The organism is Paenibacillus popilliae ATCC 14706, from assembly GCF_000315235.1.
Lineage (GTDB): Bacteria > Bacillota > Bacilli > Paenibacillales > Paenibacillaceae > Paenibacillus_B > Paenibacillus_B popilliae.
In genome coordinates this window covers 25,829-41,902 of sequence record NZ_BALG01000213.1, presented here as the reverse complement: position 1 = coordinate 41,902, position 16,074 = coordinate 25,829, and the positions used below count along the sequence as shown (strand labels likewise).

Annotated in this window: 16 protein-coding genes; 13 read left to right on the top strand and 3 right to left on the bottom strand. The window is 56.8% G+C overall.

Annotated elements, in window-relative coordinates:
* From PPOP_RS13525 to PPOP_RS13500, 6 genes are all read left to right on the top strand, one after another.
* Positions 1-2,818, top strand: a 2,818-nt coding sequence (locus tag PPOP_RS13525; RefSeq protein ID WP_006287075.1) for a non-ribosomal peptide synthetase, incomplete at its 5' end; no start/stop codon positions are given.
* Positions 2,819-2,889: 71 nt separating this feature from the next.
* Positions 2,890-4,284 (top strand): L-cystine transporter, encoded by a 1,395-nt coding sequence (locus PPOP_RS13520; protein ID WP_006287074.1) that lies wholly within the window; start codon positions 2,890-2,892, stop codon positions 4,282-4,284.
* Between the two features lie 314 nt (positions 4,285-4,598).
* Entirely contained in the window at positions 4,599-5,207 is a 609-nt protein-coding gene (locus PPOP_RS13515; RefSeq protein ID WP_042228882.1) for a DUF948 domain-containing protein, read from the top strand.
* 177 nt (positions 5,208-5,384) lie between these two features.
* On the top strand, positions 5,385-6,524 hold the full coding sequence (locus PPOP_RS13510; RefSeq protein ID WP_006287072.1) for a SpoIIE family protein phosphatase: 1,140 nt from the start codon (positions 5,385-5,387) through the stop codon (positions 6,522-6,524).
* Positions 6,525-6,629: 105 nt separating this feature from the next.
* Positions 6,630-7,088: an anti-sigma B factor RsbW gene (gene rsbW / locus PPOP_RS13505; protein ID WP_006287071.1), complete on the top strand. Its 459-nt coding sequence runs from the start codon at positions 6,630-6,632 to the stop codon at positions 7,086-7,088.
* The gene (locus PPOP_RS13500) at positions 7,085-7,858 is read left to right on the top strand and encodes a sigma-70 family RNA polymerase sigma factor (protein ID WP_006287070.1); all 774 of its coding nucleotides are present in this window, start codon (positions 7,085-7,087) and stop codon (positions 7,856-7,858) included. Before rsbW ends, PPOP_RS13500 begins: the two co-directional genes overlap by 4 nt.
* An 81-nt stretch (positions 7,859-7,939) precedes the next feature.
* On the opposite strand, the gene PPOP_RS13495 is transcribed toward PPOP_RS13500, so the two are convergent.
* On the bottom strand, positions 7,940-8,311 hold the full coding sequence (locus PPOP_RS13495) for a YtxH domain-containing protein (RefSeq protein WP_234399836.1): 372 nt from the start codon (positions 8,309-8,311) through the stop codon (positions 7,940-7,942).
* A 95-nt stretch (positions 8,312-8,406) separates the two neighbouring features.
* Positions 8,407-9,102, bottom strand: a complete 696-nt coding sequence (locus PPOP_RS13490; protein ID WP_148277944.1) for a phosphatase PAP2 family protein — start codon at positions 9,100-9,102, stop codon at positions 8,407-8,409.
* A gap of 212 nt (positions 9,103-9,314) precedes the next feature.
* Between PPOP_RS13490 and PPOP_RS13485 the strand changes: the two genes are divergently transcribed.
* A complete protein-coding gene (locus tag PPOP_RS13485; RefSeq protein ID WP_006287067.1) occupies positions 9,315-10,325 on the top strand; it encodes an asparaginase in 1,011 nt (336 codons plus the stop codon).
* 42 nt (positions 10,326-10,367) lie between these two features.
* Positions 10,368-11,084: a copper homeostasis protein CutC gene (locus tag PPOP_RS13480; protein WP_093471058.1), complete on the top strand. Its 717-nt coding sequence runs from the start codon at positions 10,368-10,370 to the stop codon at positions 11,082-11,084.
* A gap of 39 nt (positions 11,085-11,123) precedes the next feature.
* Here PPOP_RS13480 and PPOP_RS13475 read toward each other — a convergent pair whose 3' ends face one another.
* Entirely contained in the window at positions 11,124-11,348 is a 225-nt protein-coding gene (locus tag PPOP_RS13475) for a DUF1128 domain-containing protein (protein WP_006287065.1), read from the bottom strand.
* A 182-nt stretch (positions 11,349-11,530) separates the two neighbouring features.
* Between PPOP_RS13475 and yyaC the strand changes: the two genes are divergently transcribed.
* The 5 genes from yyaC (at position 11,531) to PPOP_RS13455 (ending at position 16,049) form a co-directional block, all read left to right on the top strand.
* Positions 11,531-12,082 (top strand): spore protease YyaC, encoded by a 552-nt coding sequence (gene yyaC / locus PPOP_RS13470; protein WP_006287064.1) that lies wholly within the window; start codon positions 11,531-11,533, stop codon positions 12,080-12,082.
* A 487-nt stretch (positions 12,083-12,569) separates the two neighbouring features.
* Positions 12,570-12,770 carry a hypothetical protein gene (locus PPOP_RS22070; RefSeq protein ID WP_148277943.1) on the top strand — a complete coding sequence of 67 codons (201 nt, stop codon included), beginning with the start codon at positions 12,570-12,572 and terminating at the stop codon, positions 12,768-12,770.
* Positions 12,763-13,494, top strand: coding sequence for a DUF6483 family protein (locus tag PPOP_RS13465; protein WP_006287063.1), 732 nt, complete (start codon positions 12,763-12,765; stop codon positions 13,492-13,494). Before PPOP_RS22070 ends, PPOP_RS13465 begins: the two co-directional genes overlap by 8 nt.
* Before the next feature lie 358 nt (positions 13,495-13,852).
* Positions 13,853-14,599: a hypothetical protein gene (locus PPOP_RS13460; RefSeq protein ID WP_006287062.1), complete on the top strand. Its 747-nt coding sequence runs from the start codon at positions 13,853-13,855 to the stop codon at positions 14,597-14,599.
* Positions 14,600-14,645: 46 nt separating this feature from the next.
* On the top strand, positions 14,646-16,049 hold the full coding sequence (locus tag PPOP_RS13455; protein WP_006287061.1) for a hypothetical protein: 1,404 nt from the start codon (positions 14,646-14,648) through the stop codon (positions 16,047-16,049).
* Positions 16,050-16,074: the final 25 nt, after the last annotated feature.

Below are 16,074 nucleotides of genomic sequence, written 5' to 3'. Positions count from 1 at the left end.
ATGCGATCCACAACGGCTGGAGCAGGCGCTGCGGAAGCTGGTGGAGCGCCATGCGGCGCTGCGCACGTCCTTCCATTGGGAGGACGGCGAGGTCATCCAGCGAGTGCATCCGGCCGTCAGCTTCGCCATGCAGCGGCTGGAGGGCGATGGCCGCACGGCAGCGGAGACGGCCGCATCGTTCCTGCGCCCCTTCCGGCTGGAGGAGGCCCCGCTGCTGCGGGCGGCTTGGATCCGCTTGGCGGAAGGCGAGGCGGCACTGCTCCTTGACGTTCATCATATCGTCTTCGATGGAACGTCGCTGAGCCTGCTGGCCGAGGAACTGGCCGCCCTGTATGCGGGCCGGGCGCTCCCGGCGCAGATGCTGCATTACAAAGACTACGCCGAATGGCAGGCGGAGCGGGAGAGCCGGGAACAGGAAGAGGGCGAGGCCTATTGGCTGCGAATGCTGGGAGGCGAGCTGCCGGTGCTGGAGCTGCCGACCGACTTCCCGCGGCCGCCCATGCAGACCTTCGCGGGGGATATCGTCCGCGCGACGCTGCCGGCCGCCGATGTTGCCGCGCTGAAGAAGCTGGCCTCGGAACGGGGAACGACGCTCTATATGGCGCTGCTCGCCGTGTACAGCCTGCTGCTGGCCGCTTATGCCGACAAGGAGGATGTTATCGTCGGCTGTGCCGTTGCGGCGCGGACGCATCCCGATCTAGAGCGGATGATGGGCATGTTCGTGAACACGCTGCCGATTCGCAGCTATCCGGAAGGGGACAAGCCGTTCGCGGACTATTTGGCCGAGCTGAAGGCGAGCTTGCTGGCGGCGTATGAATACCAGACCTATCCGTTGGACAAGCTGGTCGACCAACTGTCCTACCCGCGGGATATGAGCCGCAACCCGCTGTTCGATACGGTTTTCGTCATGCAGAACATGGGCGATACGACGCTCGAGATCGACGGCGCGGCCTGCGAGGCCATTCCTTATCATAACGGCACCTCGAAGTTCGACGTGACGCTGGAGGCGGTCGAGCGGGAAGCTGTCGTCCTGCTGAACTTCGAATACAACACGGCTCTCTTCCGCCGGGATACGATCGAGCGGCTGGCGGGACACTTCCTGCAGCTCGTGCAGGAGGCGGTGCGGAAGCCGGAAGCGTTCATCGGCGAATGGGACATGATTACGGCTGAGGAACGGGAACAGATCGTCGCCGAGTTCAATCGGACCGAAGCGGACTACCCGCGCGAAGCGACGATCCACGGCCTGTTCGAGGAGCAGGTACGGCGGACGCCGGAGCGCACGGCGGTCACCGATCCGCAGCGTTCGCTTACCTATGCCGAGCTGAATGCGGAAGCGAACCGGCTGTCCCATGAGCTGCGGCGCCGTGGCGTCCGCCGGGAACAGGCCGTCGGCATCTTGACCAAGCGGACGGCAGAAATGATCGTCGGCGTCCTGGCCATTATGAAGGCGGGGGGCGCGTATATGCCGATCGATCCGGATTATCCGGCGGATCGGGTCGATTACTTGCTGGAGGATAGCGGCGCGGAACTCGTGCTTGCGAGCGGCGCGCTTGTGGGGCAGCTGCCGCCTTCAATCGCCTGTGTCGGGTTCGAAGCGGCTGAGGCTGCGGCCGGCTCAAGCGAGGAGGAAGAGGGTGCTGTCAATCCTACAAGCGTAAATCAGGCGGAGGATCTCGCTTATCTGATGTACACGTCGGGATCAACGGGTAAGCCGAAGGGGGTCATGGTGACCCACCGCAACGTCATCCGGCTCGTGCAGCATACGAACTTCGTCTCCTTCCGAGAGGACGACTGCATTCTTCAGACAGGCTCGTTGGTGTTCGACGCATCGACGTTCGAGATCTGGGGAGCACTGGTGAACGGCTTGCGCTTGGTGCTTGTCGACAAGATGACGATTCTGGATGAGTTCGCCCTGGCCGAAGCGATTGAACGCCACGGGGTGACGATGATGTGGCTCACTTCGCCGCTGTTCACCCAACTGGCAGAGAAAAATCCGGAGCTGTTCCGGCCGGTGCGCACGCTGCTCGTCGGCGGCGATGTGCTGTCGCCGAAGCATATATACCGGGTGCGGGAAGCGAGCGCGCCGATCACGATTGTCAACGGGTACGGGCCCACGGAGAATACGACGTTCACGGCCTGCTACGAGCTTGCCGGCGAGCGGCCGGGCTCGATCCCCATCGGGAAGCCGATTGCCCATTCGACGGCTTATGTCGTCAACGCGTTCGGGAAGCTGCAGCCGATCGGCGTTCCAGGCGAGCTGTGGGCCGGCGGCGACGGGGTCGCCCGCGGGTATTTGAACCGGAGCGACTTGACTGCCGAGAAGTTCATCGACAGCCCGTTCCGGCCGGGGGAGAGGATCTACAAGACCGGCGATCGGGTGCGCTGGTTGCCGGATGGCAATATCGAATTTCTGGGACGAAAGGATCATCAGGTCAAAATTCGCGGCTTTCGGATGGAGCTGGGCGAGATTGAGGCGCAGATCCGCAGTCATCCGCAGGTGAAGGACGCGATCGTGTCTGTGCGCGAGGAAGCGCCGGGGCAGAAGGCGCTCTGCGCCCATATCGTGGCGGAAGGCGGGCTGACGGCGGCCGATGTCCGCGCCTATGTGCTGACCCGCCTGCCGGATTATATGGCGCCGGCCTATTATGCCTTCCTGGAGCGCATGCCGCTGACGACGAACGGCAAAATCGACCGTTCGAAGCTGCCGGAGCCGGAGAAACTCGAAGGCGTGTCTGGCAGCATGGCGGCGCCGGAGAACGATATCGAGCAGAAACATCGAATTCCTTCGCTGGATAACTGTTCCCGAATTGGGCAGTAATAAAAACGCAGGGGACCGGCAAACGGCTTCTCCAGCGATTTTAACTGTCAACGGACAGAGGAGTGATGTAGATGACAGTCGGATGGTGGGTAGCGCTTCACGCCATCATGATGCTCGGCCTGGTGGCGCTGCTGTACCGCATGCAGCGCAAGCATGTTTCTTTTACGAAGCGGGTATTCGCGGGTCTGGGTCTTGGAGTGGTGTACGGGGCAGTGCTGCAGTGGCTTCATGGCCCGGACAGCGCCATTGTAGAGAAGGCGGCTGACTGGTTCGAAATTGTCGGCGTCGGCTATGTGCGACTGCTGCAAATGGTCGTCATGCCGCTCATTATCGTATCCATCATCTCCGCCATCATTCATGTGAAAGCCAAGGCGGGGGTAGGCAAGATGAGCGCCACTATTATCGGCATCTTGATCGGCACGACCGCCGTGGCCACCGTTGTCGGGATCGTCACGGCCCTCGTCTTTCAGCTCTCCTCGTTGGAGATTGAAGCCGGCAAGCAGGAGATGGAGCGCGGCAATTATATGGACAGCAAGCTGGGGGAAGTCAATGAGATGACGCTGCCGCAGCAAATTATTGAATTCATTCCGGCCAATCCGTTCCTCGACATGACGGGAGAACGGCAGACCTCGACGATCGCCGTCGTCATCTTTGCGGGCTTCGTCGGCGTCGCCGCGCTTGGCGTGATGCGCAAGAAGCCGGACATAGGGGCCGCCTTCATGTCCATCATCGACGCGCTGCATGCCGTTGTCATGCGGATGGTTACGCTGGTGCTGAGGCTGACCCCCTATGGCGTGCTGTCGCTGATGGCCGTCGTGGTCGCCACAACCGCGCCATCGGAAATATGGAAGCTCGGAAAATTCGTCATCGCTTCATATGTGGCGATCATCATTATGTTCTGTCTGCATCTGCTGTTCTTAGCGTTGTCGGGCATCTCGCCGCTCCGGTACGTAACCGGGGCACTGCCGGCGCTCGTCTTCGCATTCACCTCCCGCACCAGCGCAGGCTCGATTCCGATCAACATCGAGATGCAGGTCAATCGGCTCGGCGTGCCGGAGAGCTTCGCCAACTTCAGCGCCTCGTTCGGCGCCTCGATGGGGCAGAACGGCTGCGCCGGAGTCTATCCGGCGATGCTGGCCGTCATGATCGCCCCGAGCGTGGGCATCGATCCGTACAACCTCGGATTTCTGCTGCAGTTGGTTGCGGTTGTCGCCATCAGCTCGTTCGGCGTCGCCGGGGTCGGGGGAGGAGCGACCTTCGCCGCGCTGATCGTACTGTCTTCAATGAACTTGCCGGTCGCGCTGGCGGGGCTGCTGATTAGCGTCGAGCCGCTGATTGACATGGGTAGGACGGCCTTGAACGTGAACGGCTCAATGACGGCAGGTGTCCTGTCCTCCCGCTGGCTCGGCCAATGGAACCGGAAGCGGTTCTATGAGGAGCGCCAGGTGGATCGCGAGGACATATAGCGGACGCTCCAATGGAAAATATGAACAATATTTCACACCTTTTTGCCCGCAAATGCGATACAATACCAATGACGCCTTCTTCGTCGGAAGGCGTCATTGGTGCATTGCGGGGCTGATGCGGGCTGCATGCTGCAATAGCGATGGATTTCTTCGTCCTATGAGCAGGGAGAGGATGAACAGAATCAGGGGTCAAATGAATGCATGAAATAAATAAAGAAAACTGTTTCACAAGCGGGCCGTACGGGTACTAAATGGATGATTTCATGGACAACATGCAGGATTCACATTTTATAGAGAGAAAGGGCGGAGATGTTATGCTAGTTCAAATCAGCGCGCTGATTGCGGCGCTGGCCTTTGCGGTGTTGGTCGTCTATCTGATTCAGACGCTGAGGTCGGCCAAGCAGTCGCTCGATAAGGCGTCAATGGCGATGGAGGATGTGCAGCAGACCGTGCACATGCTGAGCGGGGATCTGCAGGCGGTCGCCCGGAATGCCAATCACATGACTGAGGAATTGCAGGGACAACTGAAGAAGATTGAGCCTGTGGCCGATTCGGTCCAGAATGCCGGAGAAGCCTTGAATGAATTGACGCTGGCCGCGAAGCAGATCTCGGCCGGCCTCGTCAGCGGTGTCCGCAAAGCGGCAAGCCGGTTCGAGAAGAAGCGCCAGGACGGGCAGACACCGGGAGACCAACCGGGGAACGCGGCGGCCTCTTATGCAGGCAGTCCGGCTCCGGATGGACAGACCGCTAAGCCGCAGCCGAACGGAGCATCCGGGGCAAGCGCCACTTCCGCGCTGCCGCTCGCGGCGGCAGCCGCAGAGCACCCGCAATCGGGAACTCCGGCGAAACAGGGCGGGGACGATTGGAAGTTCTGGGTCGATCTCGGAATTCGCGCATGGCAGCTGTGGAGACAACGAAGCTAGTTATCCGGCCGGACTAACGGTTACGTTAGCCGGCTTTTCCGATCTGAAATAGAAATAGGACTGGCTCCCGTGGCATAAAAGGGGTACGAAAGCAGTCGCGATTCCGTTATAGTGTAAGGAAGAGATTGTAAGTGTTTGGGAAGTGGAAGGCTGTCGATTGAGGGAAGGAGAAGGATGATGAACGTACTTGTTGTCGATGAGAATCCGACCAATGTCATGCTGGTTCGGGAGATCCTTCGCAAGGCGGGCTATACGGGGGTGCAGTCTGCCTCTTCTGCGGGGGAAATGTACGAGGTGCTGGGCCTGGAAGGACCGGTAGGTCCGCTCTATGTGCCGGAAATTGATCTCATTTTGCTGGATGTGATGATGCCCGAGATGAACGGGCTGGAGGCGTGCCGGATCATTCAGCAGTATTCGGAGCTGCGGGATATTCCGATCATTATCGTGACGGAGATCGGTGATTCGCATATACTGGCCGAGGCGCTGGACGCGGGAGCCACCGACTATGTAACGAAGCCGATTAACCGCATTGAGCTGCTCGCCCGCATCCGGCTGGCTCTTCGCTTGAAGCAGGAGAAGGACTGGCATAAGGAACGGGACTGCCACATTCGGGAGGAGCTGCAGCTCGCGGCCCGGGTGCAGGCCTCGGTGCTGACGGAGCCGATCTCCGATGAGCGGATTACGATAGACGCCCTCTACCATCCGTCCGAGCAGCTGGCTGGAGACCTGTACGCCTGGTTCAAGCTGGGAGAAGGCCGGTACGGCATCATGATTATCGACATGAGGGGGCATGGCGTCTCCTCCGCGCTGCTGTGCATGTTCATCGCCTCGGTTCTGAGGGACGCAGTGGTGCAGACCGAGCAGCCGGACCTGGTGCTAAAGCGGTTGAACACGAAGTTCCACCAGCTTCATATGAACGGGAATCTAATGCTCTATTATATGACCGCTCTCTTTCTAGTCATAGATACGAATGAGCGTACCATCCAATATGCCAATGCGGGCCACCCGCCGGGGATCATCATGATGGAGGACGGCCGGATGGTGACGCTGGATTTGACAGGCTATCCTGTCGGAATGTTCGCTGAGCTGGAAGTGGATACTCATACGCTGAAATGCGACTCGCGGGCGAGAATCGCGCTGTATACCGACGGGCTGCTGGAATCGGCAGGGGCAACCGTAGAGCGCGCGATGGAGCGGATAGGAACGCTGTTGAAGCAGGAACAGTCCTTGAAGTGCAAAGCCTGGAACGAGCTGCTCCATCCGCCGGGAGAAGAGGGCAAGGACGATAAATGCCTCGTATGGGTCGATATTTATTAGACGGAGGGGGAGCACCTGATGACCGAGCTGCTCCATCCGGACAAAGCGCTTCAGGGCGTCGCTTCACGATTTACGATACCGTGGGGATTAGAAAGGGACTGACTTATGGCAAATGACAGAGAGAGGAATCAAATCAAATTAATTGTGCCTGCGCAAGCGGCTTATGTCGATCTGGCCCATCTGACGCTGTACGGCATTGCAAGCCGCATCGGTTTCTCTTACGAGGATATCGAGGATATGAAGGTTGCGATCTCCGAGGCCTGCAACAACGCGGTATTATACGCTTACCGAACGACGCAGGGGATGGTGGAAATTATTTTTGAGGAGGGACTTGACGAGATTGGCATCATGGTCAAGGACGAGGGCGGCAGCTTCGATGCGGACAGTAAGACGAGCGGCTTGCGCGGATTGCCTGACAAGAGCCTGGACGGGGTGGAAGCCGGGGGGCTCGGGTTCTACCTGATGCAGGCGCTGATGGATGATGTGGAAGTGATGAGTACGGAGGGGCGAGGCACGGTTGTCAAAATGCGCAAGCGACTTTTGAAAAGTGGAGAACTGCTATGAGCGCGGCCTCCCGGCATGGAACAGCCGAAGATGCGGTTCAGCTCATCAGCGCTTATCAGGAGACGCAGGACAACGATATCGCCACGATCCTGATTCAAAAGTATGAGCCTATGGTCAAGATGGCCGCCGGCAAAATTTCGCGCAACCGTCCCGATTTGCATGAAGACCTGATTCAGGTTGGCAATATGGCATTGATTCGTCTGCTGCTGCAATTCGATAGCTCCTTGGGCGTGCCTTTCGAAGCTTATGCGATGAAGAGCATGATTGGTCATATGAAAAATTTCCTTCGGGACAAGTCGTGGTATATTCAAGTGCCGCGCCGCATCAAAGAGAAGGGGGCCTTCATTCAGCAGACGATCGACGAATTGATCGTTCAACTGGAACGTTCGCCGAACGTGGAGGAGATTGCGGAGCGGATCGCATTATCCGTTGAAGAGACCGTCGAAGTATTGGCCGGCCGGGAATGCTATCACTATGTGTCGCTAGATACGCCATTATTGTCGCAGGAAGAGAGCGCGGTGACGCTGGGGGAGATGATCAGCTCGGGCAGCGATGATTACGCAGCCGTCGAGCGCCGGATGGATCTGAGCGATGCAATGGCTACACTCAAAGTGGAAGAGCGGCAGGTGCTTGCCTTGGTCTTCGAGGAAGGGCTGTCCCAGCGCGAGGCCGCCGAACGGCTCGGAGTATCCCAGATGAGCGTCTCGCGGATTCAGCGCAGAGCCATGGACAAGCTCCGGCATATTCTATCCTCCCATAATGACGCATAGACGGAATGAAGATACTTACCCTAGCGGGAAGTATCTTCATTCCGTCTATGCTGCTGTCCGCGTCATTTCCCATTCCTCACGTCAGTTCGAGTTCAGTTGACTCGCCACTTCGTCCGCCACATCGGCGGAAGCTTCCTTCAACTGTGTCTTCGCTTCGGATGCGGCGTCCTTCACGGTAGCCGCCACCTGCTGGGACGCATTCTTCATGCTGTTAACGATCGCTTCGGCCCTGCTGCCGACGGACTTGACGGCATCGGTGGTCTTCGTGCCGAGATCACAGGCGATATCCTTCGTCTTCTCGCCCGCCTTCTGTGCCGTATCGCATAGATCGGAACGCAATTCGCGGCCCGACTTCGGTGCCAGCAGCAGGGCAGCCGCCGCTCCAATCATGCCGCCAACAATGGCGCCTTTCAAAAATCCGCTGGAATTGTTATTATTTTCACTCACTATCATCATCTCCTTGTACTTCATTCGTTGCTATCTACTACTATACAATTAGACCGATTTACAGCTTTTGAAACAGGATGTGCCGAATTTGGATCTCCCCATTATGTCCGGCGCTTACGGCGAATCCATTGCAGCGCGTAAATGCAGGCGATGAGCCAGACGCCTCCTGCAGCAAAGCCGGCGATCACATCCGTAGCATAATGCACGCCCAGATAGATCCGGCTCAAGCCGATGGCAAGGACGACCAGCCCGGTCAGAACGAGAATATAGGCGGCAGGACGTCCCCGTTCCTTGCGAAGCAGCCAGAGGAGATAGCCAAGCATGCCGTAGAACGCGATCGATGCCATGGAATGGCCGCTGGGGAAGCTGTATCCGGATTCAACCACCCAGTGCTCCCATGTCGGTCTGGCGCGCTGAATCAAGTTTTTGATAATCAGATTCAGCGTGTAGCTGCCGCCAAGCGCGACCAGCAAACCGAACGCATCCCAGAGGCGCTTGAATCCCCAGGCACAAATGCCTGCGCATAGCAGCGAGATGGGGATAATGACGCTGCTGGAAGCGAGCTCTGTGAGCAAGGATACGGCCTTGGTCAGCCCCGGTGATGCGGCGAGCCGCACCGCGTCTGTGACGGCAGCGTCAAATTGTTGAAAGTGGTCCGCGAGGACTCCGCGAATCAGCACAAAAAGCAGTACGATCAGAATCAGAACGGCAAGGCTGCCCCATAATAGGCTTAATGTGAACATCGTCGTTTCTGTCGGGGAGGGCGCGCCCGGTTTGTTGCCCGATTGTTGATTCATTGCTGTCATGATTTCTCCTTTAGCGCTCACAGGCGGGTGAGCAGATGATCTGGCTTGTGGCTGTGTGAATGAATATATAAATAGACCGAATTGAGGAGAGAGTCCTATTTATAGGAATATCACAAATCATCTATCGAATGCAAATGGACAGATAGGCAGCGGCTTCGGAAAGGGATATAATTTAGGAAGTGGCTACGAGGAAAGGAAGACCGATGATGAATGAACGACTGATAGAAGAAACGCGCAACGGCTGGCTGGAATGCGAGCGTCGGGGCGCGATATGCGGTGTGGACGAGCATGGCCGCATCCGTTATGCCGTAGGGGACACGGTCCGGCCGATGTTCCTTCGTTCGGCAGCCAAGCCGCTGCAGGCGATTCCGGTCGTGCGAAGCGGCATGCTGGATCATTTCCAGCTAGAGGATCGGGACTTGGCGCTTATGACCGCCTCGCACCGGGGAGAAGCGGCGCATGTTGATACGTTGGAGCATGTGATGAGGCATTGCGGGCTTCACGACGAGGAGCTGATCTGCAGCCCTTCCCTGCCGCTCCACGAGGAATCGAGGGAAGCGCTGCTTCGCCAGGGCGGAGACCGGCGGCGCATGTACCATAATTGCGCCGGCAAGCATTTCGGCGTGTTGGCCTGGAGCAAGATGGCTGGCATGGACATGGGAACGTATGCCGATCCGCTGCATCCGGCGCAGCGCCAGATGAAAGACATGATCAGCTACATGTCTGAAGTGCCGCAGGAGGAGATGATTCAAGGGACGGACGGATGCGGATTCCCGGTATACGGCATTCCGCTGACCGGCCTGGCGACCGCTTACCTTAAGCTGGCCTGTCCTGACCTGATCGGAGACAGGCCCACGAGGGAAGCCGCGGCGCGCGTTCGTGGCGCGATGCGGCGCTATCCGTTCCTGGTCGGCGGCACGGACCGGGTCGACTCGCTGCTGATGGAGGATGACAACATCATCGCCAAGGGCGGGTTCAAAGGCATCTTCGCCTTTGCACTGACGAAGGAGCGGCTCGGCTTCGCCTTCAAGATCGCCGACGGATCGGATGAAGATGGGGCGTTGGTGGCCGCTTCCATTCTGGAGCAGATCGGGTACGAGCGCCGGGAGACGGTGGAGCTTCTTCGCAACCGGATACCGGCAGTGATTTTCAATGACAACGGCCGGCAGGTCGGGGCACAACAGGCCGTCTTCGTGCTGAAGCCGGGAACGTAAGCGGCCGGAAGCGAAGACGGAACGATGGAGTGAGGCAGGGTGATGAAGATGAAGCAAGTGCTGTTAGAAGTGATAGGGACGACACGGGAAGAGGTGGTGACGGCGGCCCGGAACGGGGCGGATCGAATTGAGCTGATTACTGCCATTACTGAAGGCGGGTTGACACCGAGCCTTGGACTTGTGCAAGAGGCGGTGGCGGCGGTGGATATACCGGTCAACGTTATGATCCGGCCGCACAGCCGATCTTTTATTTATGATGCGGATGATATGCGAACCATTGTGGCCGATGTGCGGCTTATCCGTTCCACCGGAGCGAACGCGATCGTATTCGGCGCCTTGACGCCTGAAGGAACGATAGACAAGGCCGCTTTGGAGCAGGTGCTGGAGGCCGCTGATGATCTGCCGATGACCTTCCATCGGGCCGTGGACGAGACGAGGGACATCAATGAAGCGCTCCATGTGCTGCTTGGGTATCCTCAGATTACAAGCGTGCTGACCTCGGGAGGACAGCCGAGCGCCCTGCAGGCGACCGATGTGATCGCCGAGATGGTCCGGCGCGCGGAAGGCTCTTCGCTGGAGATTCTGGCTGGCAGCGGGCTTACGGTGGAGTCGGTCAGCGGATTCATTCAGGAGACGGGCGTCCGCCATGTCCATTTCGGATCGAACGTAAGGCAGGGAACGCGGGCGTTGTCTCCGATCGATTCCGAGCGGTTGTCGGGTCTGGCCGCGCTGCTTCGCACCGTTTCATCCCGCCCTTGACCGGCTGTCGGCCCTACCGGCCCGGTCAAGGGCAGGAACTCAGCCCCGGCGCAGGCGGCCGAGCTCGGAGGCGAGCGCTTCCACTTCACTGATGCTGTACGACGACTTGCTCATGACGATATCGTATACTTCCTTAATATCGTCATACTGCTCCACGGAGAAGGCGGAGGGCTGCATCGCGGCAGCCGTCGCCATCTTCAGGCGCCCCTTGATCGCCTCGATCATCAATTCCACGTTCTGCTGCGTTTTTTCATTGGTAATCATGCGATTCCTCCTCGAACGGTTGTGAGCGACCCTCTCGTATTGTATCACGAATACGGCGGAAACTGAACGAACTCCCAAGATGCGTTCCGTTCCAGATGGCTTGCGGAATTGGCTTGGCTTGGCATGGGAGGGAATGTGAAGTACAATAAGGCATCATGAAGATGAAAAGGAGTACGCAACCGATGCAGTTCAATTTATCTCGGACCCTGGATCCCCGGTCCGCGGAGCGGCGGCAGAAGATGGCGGGAGCGCATCTGTCCGGTTTTTTGCAATCGGTGGCCGCGGCGCATCCGTCCGAGTCGATCGTGTTCATCTGTATCGGAACCGACCGTTCAACGGGAGACGCGCTTGGCCCGCTGGTTGGAACAAGGCTGCGGGAGAGCGGATGGACGAATGTGATCGGTTGCCTGGACGAGCCTTGCGATTCGTCCAATCTGGAGGTGAAGCTCGCCGGATTGCCGGAGAGTCTCCTCACCATTGCGATTGACGCCTGCCTTGGCCATCCTTCGACGGTAGGCTATTATCTGGTCGGCAATCAGCCGCTGCTTCCCGCGGTGTCGGTAGGTATGGCACTCCCTGCCGTAGGCAGATACAGCATCGCCGCCGTCGTCAATACGAACGGACCGAAGCCGTACTGGACCCTGCAGACAACCTCTCTCCGCTTCGTGATGAAGATGGCGCATGAACTGGCGGATGCCATTTTGCAATCTTTTCCGGGGGAGTGCAAGGAATAAAAAATGGTTTTTCCCCATATGAATGATGTCGTGGGCCTGGGGAGGTACCCGTTCGACAGGTTCGGACACAGACAAAAGAGCCGGACCCGACATCCGACTCTTTGGCACTGATCGCGTTAACCCCTATGCGTGATCCGTTCCTGGCATGAACGGATCATTTTTTATCCTGCCGGTCCGTCAGCTTAATGATAAGCTGAACCAGGCCGAGCACAAACGCACTCGTGGCGAAGAACATTTCGAACCCTTCCATGATGATCACCTCCTTTCGCGGCCGGACAACAAATACTGGAGAAGACACTGCGCCATAGAAGGTGCTGATTCAGCGGTATTCAATTCGTGTAATATTATTCTATATCTATGTAGAAAAAGCGTTTCATAGAATCCATCTTGAGGAAGTGTTGGATTTTTTTACGCTTTTTGACAAGCGTTTATCATATACAACGACGTGTATACGATACGCGGCGCTTACAGAAAAGAGGAGATAGCTATGCCAACGATCGCAGTTCATCCCCAATTCAGCATGCATATGGAGGAGCTCGTGGCTGGGGAGAAGGATCGGATTGTCGCGCCGGAGGAATCAGACCGTGATCCTAACGAACGCTCACTTTCCACGCACGATTATCGCTGCTCGTACAATAGGTTAGGCAACACCTTATCATCTTGGGCAAGGAGGTGGATTCATGTATAGAAAAGATTATTTGCTGCGGCTGGTGCAGGAGATGACCGACATGATCGGCAAAGCAATGAACCTGCGGCAGCAGAAAAAACGGACTGAGCTGTTGTTCGAATGGGATGAACTGATGCGGGAGAGGTTTCGCATGAATGGCGAGCTATCCGATCGGCTGACCGGAGAGGACTTGATTCATCTGTTCCGGACCAATGGGCGGCTGCATGCCGACGAGCTTCAGGCCTTCGCGCTCCTGCTCCACGAGCGGGCGAAGCTTGAACGGGAGAAGGTGCTGGCCGAACGCCAAGAGAAGCCTGGTAGTGACGCTTCCCGCTCTGTATCCGAAGATGCCTTCATCGAGGACCTGTATGTGATGCGATCCATTAAAAGCCTGCATCTGCTTCTCGAGTCGATGCTGCATGGCAGCGACCGGCGCCTGCTTCCCGTCATGGAGACAGCGGAGCGTCTGCTGCGGGAGTTGAAGGGCTACCGGATGCCGGACGAGTTACTTGAGCGCCTGTGGGCTTGGCTCGAACGGGAAGGCCGCTACGCCGAGGCCGAGGATGCGCTGTTCCGCTGGGTGCGGCAGGCCGCCGGCCTGCCGGAGGAAGCGGAGCGGCGCAAGCGCCGGGGCGTACGATTCTATGAACGCCTCGCGGAATGCCCGGATGAAGCGTTGGAGAAGGGCGGCCTGCCTCGCGAAGAGCTGTCCGACGGCCGGGTTGATCTGGAGGCGCTTCAATGAACCCGGTCTTGGCCGATCGATGCGTCTGCCGATGGTCGCTCCATTCAAGCCCGTCATCATAATCTCAATATAAGACGTAAATAGGACGAGAACCATACCAGCCTGGAGGGTTCTTTTTCGATCCGCGCGATCGGTTCCTTGCTCAGCATCATCGTTCCTAAGCCCTCCGGGATAAGAAGCTCTTCACATTAGCGGCCGATCCGTCGATAAAGTATAGTAGGTCATTCGGACTATGCATATTTTTGATCTCTGGAAACAGATGCTGGATGACGAGCAGCTTGCCTGCGGGACCGCCTGCATAGCGCATCTGAACCGATATGACACCCTGGCACGAAGAGATATGAGGAGGTTTAATTACATGAGGAATCAGACATACACGGTGGACAGCCCGGGTTTATTGTCGGGCGCCTTGTTGAACTGCCGGACTGTGATCGAAGGCGGCGGTTGCGTGGCAACGGGTATGTTATCTTATATGGAAGGCGATATGATCGATATAGAATTGCCGCAATTCGAAAACTTCGAATTGGGGGAGCAAGTTAAAGTTACGATCTATTCCGGAATGGGCATCGTCAATTTCTTCACCAAAATCATTGCCCGGAACGAGGGCTCTCTGCTGCTCATCCATCCACCTCAACAGCAGCAGCGATTCACGGACAAGCGCGAGTCGCCGCGGATCACCATCCACAAGCAAGGCTTCATTTATCCCGAAGCCTCACTCCAGGAAAACCTGAGCGCCACCCCGAGCGGAAGGCCGATACATCTGATTGATATTAGCTTGTCCGGCGTAGGCTTCATATTGGACGAAGGCGAACCGCTGTGCGAAGGCATGTGGGTCGAAGCGGAGCTGCAGTTGGGCTTCATCTTGACCTGCCGCTTCGAGATTGTGCGCCGATTCCGCCATCCCGAAGGGACGGGGCACAGAACTAGACTGGAAGGGGTGGGGAACAGAGCTAGACTGGAAGGGACGGGGGACGGATCCAGCCAGGAAGGGATGGGGTACGGAGCCAGACTGGAATGCCCCGACGAAGCCTCCCTCCGCTCCTTGCGCGCCTTCATCCTGCGCGAACAGATTACGGCTTATGTCGATAAGAAGCAGAATGTATAGATAACTTGTCGGCACGATATCCCTTCTCGAAGAAAGGAGAAGCAATTTGAAAATATCATCTTTACGGTATTTCTTATCTTACTGCGGACTAGCTGTATTCGGCGTCATGTTATTTCTTCTTCCAGGAACTGCAGAAGCCGGAAGGATATTTCCGCAGAAGCAGATCGATTCCTATGATGTAGGATTGAAGGCGGATCCGACATATATTCCGACTCCGCTGACCGTCACAGAAGGAACCTACATCCAGACCGTCAACCTTGATCCCACGGTGGCGGAAGTCTCGGTAGATCCGGTTCTGGGCCAATATGCAATTACAGGTAAAACCTACGGTACAACGACCGTCGAATACAAATGGACCACCGCCCAAAATGTAGAACTTGTACATAAGTTTACGGTTACCGTTGATCATGTGTCTGTCCGCATAGCTCCGCGTGTCCGGATAAATGAAGAAGAGGACAGTTATGTCAATCTAGTAGACAGCAGTTCATATCAAATGAAGACAATAGACCTAAGCGGTTTATTTTTCGGTAATATAAGATGGGAAGATAGAGCTTTTGAGCTTCATGATAGCAACGGTATTTTTGGTCTTGGCTCGGACTTCTCAAGTCCATGTAGAGGTTTTTATTCTTTGATTTATTTCGGAAATACAGGAGATACCAGAATCACGATAAAGGCAACCGACGTAAACGGCTATACCGCTTCCTATTTCTTTGACGTCTCAACCAACTGGGATCCCGTATTTCAGCCGCAGCCGGACATAACCTTGGTTAAGGGCAAGGAGTACGCCTTCAATTTGAACGAGATGAAGGTCTTCACGGACGCGGATGATGACAACCTGTATTACACCGTAGATCCGGTAACTGGAGTAACGGCATCCGTTAATGAGGGTATGTTGACCATTACGTCACATATCGAGCAAGATTTTGCGTTGACAATCCGGGGTGATGACGGTCGGAACGGGAAGGCCAGCGGCGTAGTAACGTTCAAAGCTTGGCGCTCAGATGAGGCAGGCATTGCAGGAACCTATCCGGAGACGCACAATACGATCGGATTTACCCAGGTCGCTCAAGGGAAATATGTGCTGGCTCCCCTTACAACTATAATACCCGGCGAGACGGAACTGTTAGGATGGGTAGATGCTGGGAAAGCGCGGGCGGCGGATTCAGACGGGGATCTTGAATTTGCAATCGATGAAATCAATGGTCCGAACCAGAAGCTGCCAGCTTTGCAGGCAGGTACTTACGGATTGTATCTATATGAACCCTCCAATGTTACGCTTGATAGAGTCGTGCATCTTATCGGTATCGATGTCGTACGAAGCCAATTGGAGCAAATAGACCGTGATCATGAAAATAACGGGCTGGATCTGATGGATGCGTATCGATGGCTCGTGATGTACAATAATACGTATTTCAACGCGAAAGTCATTCTATCGCTGCTTCCATCTTAACATTGGAATAGAACATCGGGAACTA